This is a genomic window from Oerskovia sp. NPDC056781 (genome assembly GCF_042789955.1).
In the GTDB taxonomy this organism is placed as follows: domain Bacteria; phylum Actinomycetota; class Actinomycetes; order Actinomycetales; family Cellulomonadaceae; genus Oerskovia; species Oerskovia rustica.
In genome coordinates this window covers 1-6983 of the sequence record NZ_JBHUAD010000212.1, presented here as the reverse complement: position 1 = coordinate 6983, position 6983 = coordinate 1, and the positions used below count along the sequence as shown (strand labels likewise).

The 6983-nt window shown below is 71.7% G+C and carries 5 protein-coding genes; 3 read left to right on the top strand and 2 right to left on the bottom strand.

What is annotated here, in order from left to right; translation table 11 throughout:
* Nucleotides 1-23: 23 nt before the first annotated feature.
* Both ACFRCR_RS15305 and ACFRCR_RS15300 read right to left on the bottom strand, forming a co-directional pair.
* Complete coding sequence (locus tag ACFRCR_RS15305; protein WP_377678705.1) at nucleotides 24-338, bottom strand: ArsR/SmtB family transcription factor; 315 nt, start codon at nucleotides 336-338, stop codon at nucleotides 24-26.
* Nucleotides 335-862 (bottom strand): SRPBCC domain-containing protein, encoded by a 528-nt coding sequence (locus ACFRCR_RS15300; RefSeq protein ID WP_377678704.1) that lies wholly within the window; start codon nucleotides 860-862, stop codon nucleotides 335-337. Before ACFRCR_RS15300 ends, ACFRCR_RS15305 begins: the two co-directional genes overlap by 4 nt.
* A 197-nt stretch (nucleotides 863-1059) precedes the next feature.
* Between ACFRCR_RS15300 and ACFRCR_RS15295 the strand changes: the two genes are divergently transcribed.
* From ACFRCR_RS15295 to ACFRCR_RS15285, 3 genes are all read left to right on the top strand, one after another.
* A complete protein-coding gene (locus tag ACFRCR_RS15295) occupies nucleotides 1060-3321 on the top strand; it encodes a transglycosylase domain-containing protein (RefSeq protein ID WP_377678703.1) in 2262 nt (753 codons plus the stop codon).
* Between the two features lie 273 nt (nucleotides 3322-3594).
* Complete coding sequence (locus tag ACFRCR_RS15290; protein ID WP_377678702.1) at nucleotides 3595-4404, top strand: ABC transporter ATP-binding protein; 810 nt, start codon at nucleotides 3595-3597, stop codon at nucleotides 4402-4404.
* Nucleotides 4404-6983, top strand: coding sequence for an ABC transporter permease (locus ACFRCR_RS15285; RefSeq protein WP_377678700.1), 2580 nt, complete (start codon nucleotides 4404-4406; stop codon nucleotides 6981-6983). Before ACFRCR_RS15290 ends, ACFRCR_RS15285 begins: the two co-directional genes overlap by 1 nt.

The following is a 6983-nucleotide window of genomic DNA, read 5'->3' as shown; positions in this document are numbered from 1 at the left end:
CCGCATGCTCGGCACCGAAGCCGCTACCCCTCCGCGATCCGCTTGATCGCGGCGAGGCGGCGGTCCCACTCGGCGCCGATCGCGTCGAGCGCTCGGGCGGTCTCGGCCAGGCGGGACCCGATCGCGCGGTAGCGGACCTCGCGCCCGACGCGCACGGGCTCGACCAGCCCGGCCTCGGCGAGCACGGCCAGGTGCTTGGCGATCGCCTGCCGAGTCACGGGCAGGACGGTCGCGAGCGCGGACGCCGACAGGTCCGCACGCCCCAGCTCCCGCAGGATCTGCCACCTCGTGTCGTCGGCGAGCGCCGCGAACACGGGGGCCAGCGTCTCCGTGCTCATGCCGCGGGGCCGTCGGCGGAGCGCGTGACGTCCTCGGCGGGGTCGTTGCCCGCCGGGATCCCCGGCCCCTCGAGGAACGCGACGAGCTCGTCGAGCTCCTCGGTCCATCCCGAGCGGTTGTCGGCCATGGCACCCTCGGCGCGGTCCCCGAGGCGCTCGAACCCGGACTCGACGACGGCGAGCACGGTGCTCTCACCCTCCGGGGTCAGCGTGAACCGGACGAGTGTCGAGCTGTCGGGGCGCAGCTCGGCGCCGGCCTGGTTGGTCCAGGTGAAGGCGAAGGCCGTCGGCTCGTCGTACTCCTCGATGCGGACGGCGAACCGTCCGTGGCCGTCGAAGCCGAACGTCCCCTCGCCGCCCACGCGCAGGTCCGGCAGGTGGGCCTCCTGGCCGAACCACCCAGCGATCAGGTCGTCGCGCGTGAGGGCGGCCCACACCCTGGACGGAGGTGCGTGCACGATCAGGGTGCGGGTCACCTGGAACGCCTCGGTGTCGATCGAGGCCTGTTGGTCGGTGGTCGTCATGGTCGTTCCTCTCTCTGGTCGTACCGGGTCTCGAACAGGATCTGCAACTCTAGAGTTGCACCAGATCGATGCAGAGCGCAACCCCTCAGTTGCACAAGATGCGGCGTCGTGGACCTCGCCGCACCGCCCAGGTCACGCCCCGGCAACGGAAATCCGCTCGCCGAGCCGCCACGGGACGCGAGACGTACAGTCGGCAGATGGGCCAGTCCACACGACCCCGTCAGCAGACCTCCGCCGTCAAGGCGCTCGCGCTCCTGATGGCCTTCCTGCTCGTGTCGGCTGTGGGGGGCGTCCTCGCGGCTGGTCTCCTCCTGCCCCTCGCCGCGGGGGCGAACACCGTGACCGAGGACGTCACCAAGATGTTCGACGAGCTGCCCGACGAGCTCGTGCCCGGCCCCCTCGCCGAGCAGTCCCGCGTCTACGCCAACGACGGCACCACGCTGCTCGCGACGTTCTACCAGGAGAACCGCATCGTGGTCCCCCTGGACCAGGTCTCCCAACCCATGAAGGACGCAGTCGTCGCGATCGAGGACCACCGCTTCTACGAGCACGGGGGGATCGACCCCGAGGGGGTGACCCGCGCGGCCGTCAACAACTTCACGGGCGGCGACACCCAGGGCGGGTCCAGCCTGACCCAGCAGTACGTCAAGAACGTCCTGATCGAGCAGGCCGTGCGCGACGACGACCCGGTCGCGATGCGCGCGGCCCGCGACGACACCCTGGGACGCAAGGCCCGCGAGGCCAAGCTCGCGATCTCGCTCGAGACCGTCATGTCGAAGGAGGAGATCCTCCAGGGTTACCTCAACATCGCGCAGTTCGGCATCCGGGTCTACGGCGTCGAGACCGCCTCGCTGCACTACTTCTCCAAGCACGCCTCCGAGCTCAGCGTCGTCGAGGCCGCCACGATCGCCGGTGTCACCAACGCCCCGACCAAGTACGACCCCGTGACCAACCCGGTCGACTCCGAGAAGCGCCGCAACCGCGTGCTGAGCAAGATGCTCCAGCAGGGTTACATCACCCAGCAGCAGCACGACGAGGCCGTCGCGACCCCGCTGCCCGCGACCCTGGTGGTCCAGCCCGTCGCCGGAGGCTGCCAGACGGCCGGAGGCGCCGCCTTCTTCTGCGACTACGTCACCAAGGTCATCACCTCCGACCCGACGTTCGGGGAGACCAAGGCGGACCGCCAGGCGCTGCTCTACCGCGGCGGCCTCGACATCACGACGACGCTGGACCCGCGGATGCAGGCCGCGGCCGAGGCGACCATCACCGCGGCCGTCCCACCGGGGGACCCGAGCGGCATCGAGGACGCGATCGTCGCGCTCGAGCCCCACACCGGCAAGATCCTCTCGATGGCGCAGAACCGTCCCTACGACGTCGCGCGCGAACCCGCACCGGGCACCACGGCCGTCAACTACAACGCCGACCAGAAGCACGGCTCGTCCCAGGGCTTCTCACCCGGCTCGACGTGGAAGGTCTTCACCCTCGCGGAGTGGCTGCGGTCCGGGCGCACCCTCAACCAGACGGTCAACGCGAACAAGCGCACGTTCGTGCCGAACCGTGACTTCCACGCCTCGTGCGCCCGCCTCGACCGCATCCCCTGGTCGCCCGGCAACTCGGACGGCTCGACCGACCAGGGCGAGATCCCGGTCCTGCGCGCCACGTTCAACTCGGTCAACACCGGCTACGCCACGATGGAGTCCCAGCTCGACCTGTGCGCGGTGCGGGACATGGCGTGGAACATCGGGCTCCGCCCGTCCCGCACGGCCGAGATCACCGGCGACGCGTCCGCGATCCACGTCATGCCGACCATGACGATCGGCACGCAGAACTCCTCGCCGCTCCAGCTCGCCGCGGCCTACGCGACGTTCGCGAGCGGCGGGACCTACTGCGACCCGATCGCGATCACCCGCATCGTCGGGGCCGACGGGAGCGAGCTGCCCGTGCCGTCCGCGAACTGCAACCCGAACGCCCTCGACCCGAACATCGCGAACACCGTCACCTTCGCCCTCCAGAACGTCATGACGCAGGGCACGGGCAAGAAGTCCCAGCTCTCGCGACCGAGCGCCGGCAAGTCCGGCACGGCGAACAACAACAACCACACCTGGTTCATCGGGTACACGCCCCAGATCGTCACGGCCGTGTGGATCGGCAACGCGGAGAGCGACGTCTCGATGAGCCGCATGACGATCAACGGCAAGTACCAGCAGCGCTGGTACGGCTCGACGCTCGCAGCCCCGACGTGGCGCTCCTTCATGGAGACCGCGCTGGAGGGTTCTCCGGTCGTGGGCTTCCCGGCCCCCGACCCGAACATGGTGGGGGTCCCGCCCGCCCCCAAGGCTCCCAAGGCTCCCAAGGACGACGCCCCGGCCGCCCCGACCGACCCGGCGCCGCCGACCGACCCGGCGCCGCCGACGGACCCCGCGCCGCCCGTCGACCCGGGCGTCCCCCCGACGCCGTAGCCGCACGTCGCGGGCGCCTGCCGTACGCGCCCCGCGCTCCGCGCTCCGACGACCTTCGGACGCCGTACCTCGGACGCCGTACCTCGGACGCCGTACGCCCTCGGGTGACGTTCAGGGTTCTTTCAGGGAGATCCCCGATGCTCCGCCGACCGGGCTGCCGCCAGGATGGGCACAGCGGCTCGAAGGGGCGAGGCGTGGGCGGTCCCCCACCACGACGCTCGCCCTCGCCCGGGTCGCCGTCCGCACGCGCACCCTTCGAGAGAGAGTCCCGCCATGCCCTCCCCGTCCCCTGCCCCGGCCACCGTCCCGGCGGCCACCGCCGGCGGTACCCCGCCCTCCGCCCCCGACGCGATCGCGACCGCGCGTGGCCTGGTCAAGACCTACGGGAAGGGCCCGACGGCGGTCCACGCGCTCGCGGGCGTCGACGTCGACTTCGGCCGTGGTCGGTTCACCGCGATCATGGGCCCGTCCGGCTCGGGCAAGTCCACGCTCATGCACTGCATGGCGGGCCTCGACACCCCGACGGCCGGCACGGTCGTCGTCGACGACCTCGTCGTCTCCACGATGAACCAGCGCCAGCTCACGAAGCTGCGCCGCACCCGGCTCGGGTTCGTCTTCCAGTCGTTCAACCTCGTCCCGACCCTCACGGCCGAGGAGAACATCACTCTCCCGCTCGACATCGCGCGCAAGCCCGTGGACCGGGCGTACCTCGCGAAGGTGGTCGACGCCGTCGGGCTGACGGACCGTCTCAGGCACCGCCCGAGCGAGCTGTCCGGCGGGCAGCAGCAGCGCGTCGCGTGCGCGCGCGCCCTGGTCTCCAGGCCGTCGGTCGTGTTCGCGGACGAGCCCACGGGGAACCTGGACTCGACGTCGTCGCGCGAGGTCCTCACGTTCCTGCGGGAGTCGGTCGACGACCTGGGCCAGTCGGTCGTCATGGTCACGCACGACCCCGTCGCCGCGAGCTACGCCCACCGGGTCCTGTTCCTCGCCGACGGGCGGATCGTCGACGAGGTCCTCGACCCGACGCCGGACTCCGTCCTCGCGGTCCTGGGCTCCCTCACGCGCAAGAAGGCGGCCGCCTGATGCTGCGCGTCGCCCTGCGCAACGTCCGTGCGCACCTCGTGCGTCTCGGGATGTCCATCCTCGCGGTCGTGCTCGGCGTCTCGTTCGTCGCGGGCACGTTCTCGCTGCGCGAGATGCTGTCCGCGACGTTCGACGGGATCGTCGACAGCTCGTCGGCCGACGTCCTGGTCCGCGGCGAGGAGGAGTCCTCGGCCCTGACCCAGGCGAACGCGAGCGCGGGCGCGGTCCGCAACCCCGTCCCCGCGGACCTCACCGACACGATCCAGGAGGCCGACGGCGTCGCGCACGCCTTCGCCGACTACACCGGTCCGCTCGTGCTCGTCGGGGCGGACGGCACCCCGCCGCCCACCACGGGCGCGCCGACGTTCGGCCTCGCCTACCGGGCCGAGGACCCCGCGACCCCGCTCGTGGAGGGTGCGGCGCCGTCGGGCCCCGACGAGTTCCTGCTCGAGGCCGGCACGGCCGAGGCCAGTGGCCTGGCGGTCGGTGACACGACGACGATCGTCGTCGCCGGACAGATCACCGAGGCGACCCTGACGGGGATCGTCGACATGGGCGCCTCGATGGCCGGGGCGAGCATCGTGTTCTTCGACGAGGCCACCGCGGCGAAGGCGTTCGCTCCCGACGGCAAGGTCTCCGCCATCACGGTCCTCGCCGAGGACGGGGTGAGCGAGCAGGAGCTGCGCGACGACGTCGCGAGCGCCCTCGAGGCCGCGTCGCCGACCGAGCCCGTCGAGGTCATCACCGGTGAGGTCGCCCGCGACGAGGCCCGCGAGGACATCGCGTCGATGCTGGGCTTCATCGAGACGTTCCTGCTGGTCTTCGCCGGGATCTCGCTGTTCGTCGGCGGGTTCATCATCGCGAACACGTTCGCCATGACGGTCCGCCAGCGTCAGCGCGAGTTCGCGCTGCTCCGCGCGGTCGGGGCCTCTCCGCTCCAGGTGTTCACCTCGATCCTGGTCCAGGCCGCGATCATCGGCACGCTCGGCGGCGCGCTCGGCATCCTCGGCGGGCTGGGCCTCGTCACGGCCCTCAAGTCGCTGTTCGAGTCCATGGGCATGGACCTCGCGGGCGACATCCCCGTCACCGCGTCGATGATCGTGGTCTCGCTCGTGCTGGGCATCGTGGTCTCGGTCGCCTCGGCCGCCCTGCCGGCGCGGCGCGCGGCGCTCGTCGCCCCCGTCGAGGCCATGCGCGACGACGCCCCGGCCCAGGCCGCGTCGCTCAGGGTCCGCGGGATCGTCGGCGCGGTCGTCGCCGGGGCCGGTGCGGGTGCCGTCGTTCTCGCGGTCGTGCAGGCCGCGGCCGACGACACCGCGAGCACCGGGGGCCTCCTGGGTCTCGGCGCGGTGGGCGTGGTCGCCGGGACCCTGATCCTCGCCCCCGTCGTGGCCCGGGGCGTCCTGCGCGTCATGTCCGCACCGTTCGTCGCGTGGGCCAAGCCCCTCGGGACGCTCGCACGCGGCAACGTGACCCGCAACCCTCGACGCACCGCGAGCACCGCGGGCGCCCTCATGATCGGCATGTCCCTCGTCGGGGCGGCCTCCGTCCTGGCAGTGTCCATGCAGGCGTCGATGAAGAACCTCGTGACCGAGGAGTCCCTCGCCGACCTCGTCGTGCAGTCCGCGACCGGCACGATCCCCTCGGGCGCGGTGTCCGACATCTCCGACCTGCCGGAGGTCGGGCGGGCCGACTCCATGACGGCCGACCGATACTTCGTCGGGGCCTCCGGCGAACCCGCGGGCGAGGCGTCGCCGCTGTTCGTGCTCGGTGTCGACCCGAGCCTCTTCGGAGAGACGTGGAACACCGAGGCCGTCGAGGGCAGCCTCGACACGCTCGCCGACGGGCAGGTCTCGGTCCTCAAGGCGACCGCCGACGACGAGGGATGGGAGCTCGGCGACGAGCTCACGCTGCGCACCCAGCTGGGCACGACCGACGTCACCATCGGTTCGGTCTTCGACTCGCCCGCCCTGGGCGTGCCGGTCGTCGTGCCGGACACGGTGTTCGCCGAGCTCTCCGCGGCACCGACCGAGATGTCGACCATGCTGCTCCTCCAGGCCGCCGACGGCACGTCCCAGGCCGACCTGGACGCCGCCGTGACCGCCGCGGCGAAGCCGTACATGATCGTGTCCGTCATGGACAACGAGGAGTTCATCTCGTCCCTCGCGAGCCAGGTGAACCAGATGCTCACGATCCTCTACGCCCTGCTGGGGCTGTCGATCGTCATCGCGATCCTCGGCATCGTCAACACCCTCGCGCTGTCCGTCATCGAACGGACACGCGAGATCGGGCTCCTGCGGGCCGTCGGGCTGGGCCGGTCCCAGCTCGCCGGGACGATCGTCATCGAGTCGGTCCTCACCGCCGTCTTCGGGACGGTGCTGGGTCTCGCGGTGGGCGTCGGCCTCGCGGCCGGGATGCCGACCGTGTTCGCGAGCACGGGCTTCACCGACCTCGTGATCCCGTGGTCCGGGCTCGGCACCATGGTGGGCATCGCGGTGCTCGTCGGGGTCCTGGCCGCCGGGTGGCCCGCGCTGCGCGCGGCCAGGCTCCCCGTGCTCGACGCCGTCACGGTCGACTGA

Coding starts and splice junctions, on each gene's coding strand:
- ACFRCR_RS15305 (WP_377678705.1), bottom strand. CDS start 338: ATGAGCACGGAGACGCTGGCCCCCGTGTTCGCGGCGCTCGCCGACGAC.
- ACFRCR_RS15300 (WP_377678704.1), bottom strand. CDS start 862: ATGACGACCACCGACCAACAGGCCTCGATCGACACCGAGGCGTTCCAG.
- ACFRCR_RS15295 (WP_377678703.1), top strand. CDS start 1,060: ATGGGCCAGTCCACACGACCCCGTCAGCAGACCTCCGCCGTCAAGGCG.
- ACFRCR_RS15290 (WP_377678702.1), top strand. CDS start 3,595: ATGCCCTCCCCGTCCCCTGCCCCGGCCACCGTCCCGGCGGCCACCGCC.
- ACFRCR_RS15285 (WP_377678700.1), top strand. CDS start 4,404: ATGCTGCGCGTCGCCCTGCGCAACGTCCGTGCGCACCTCGTGCGTCTC.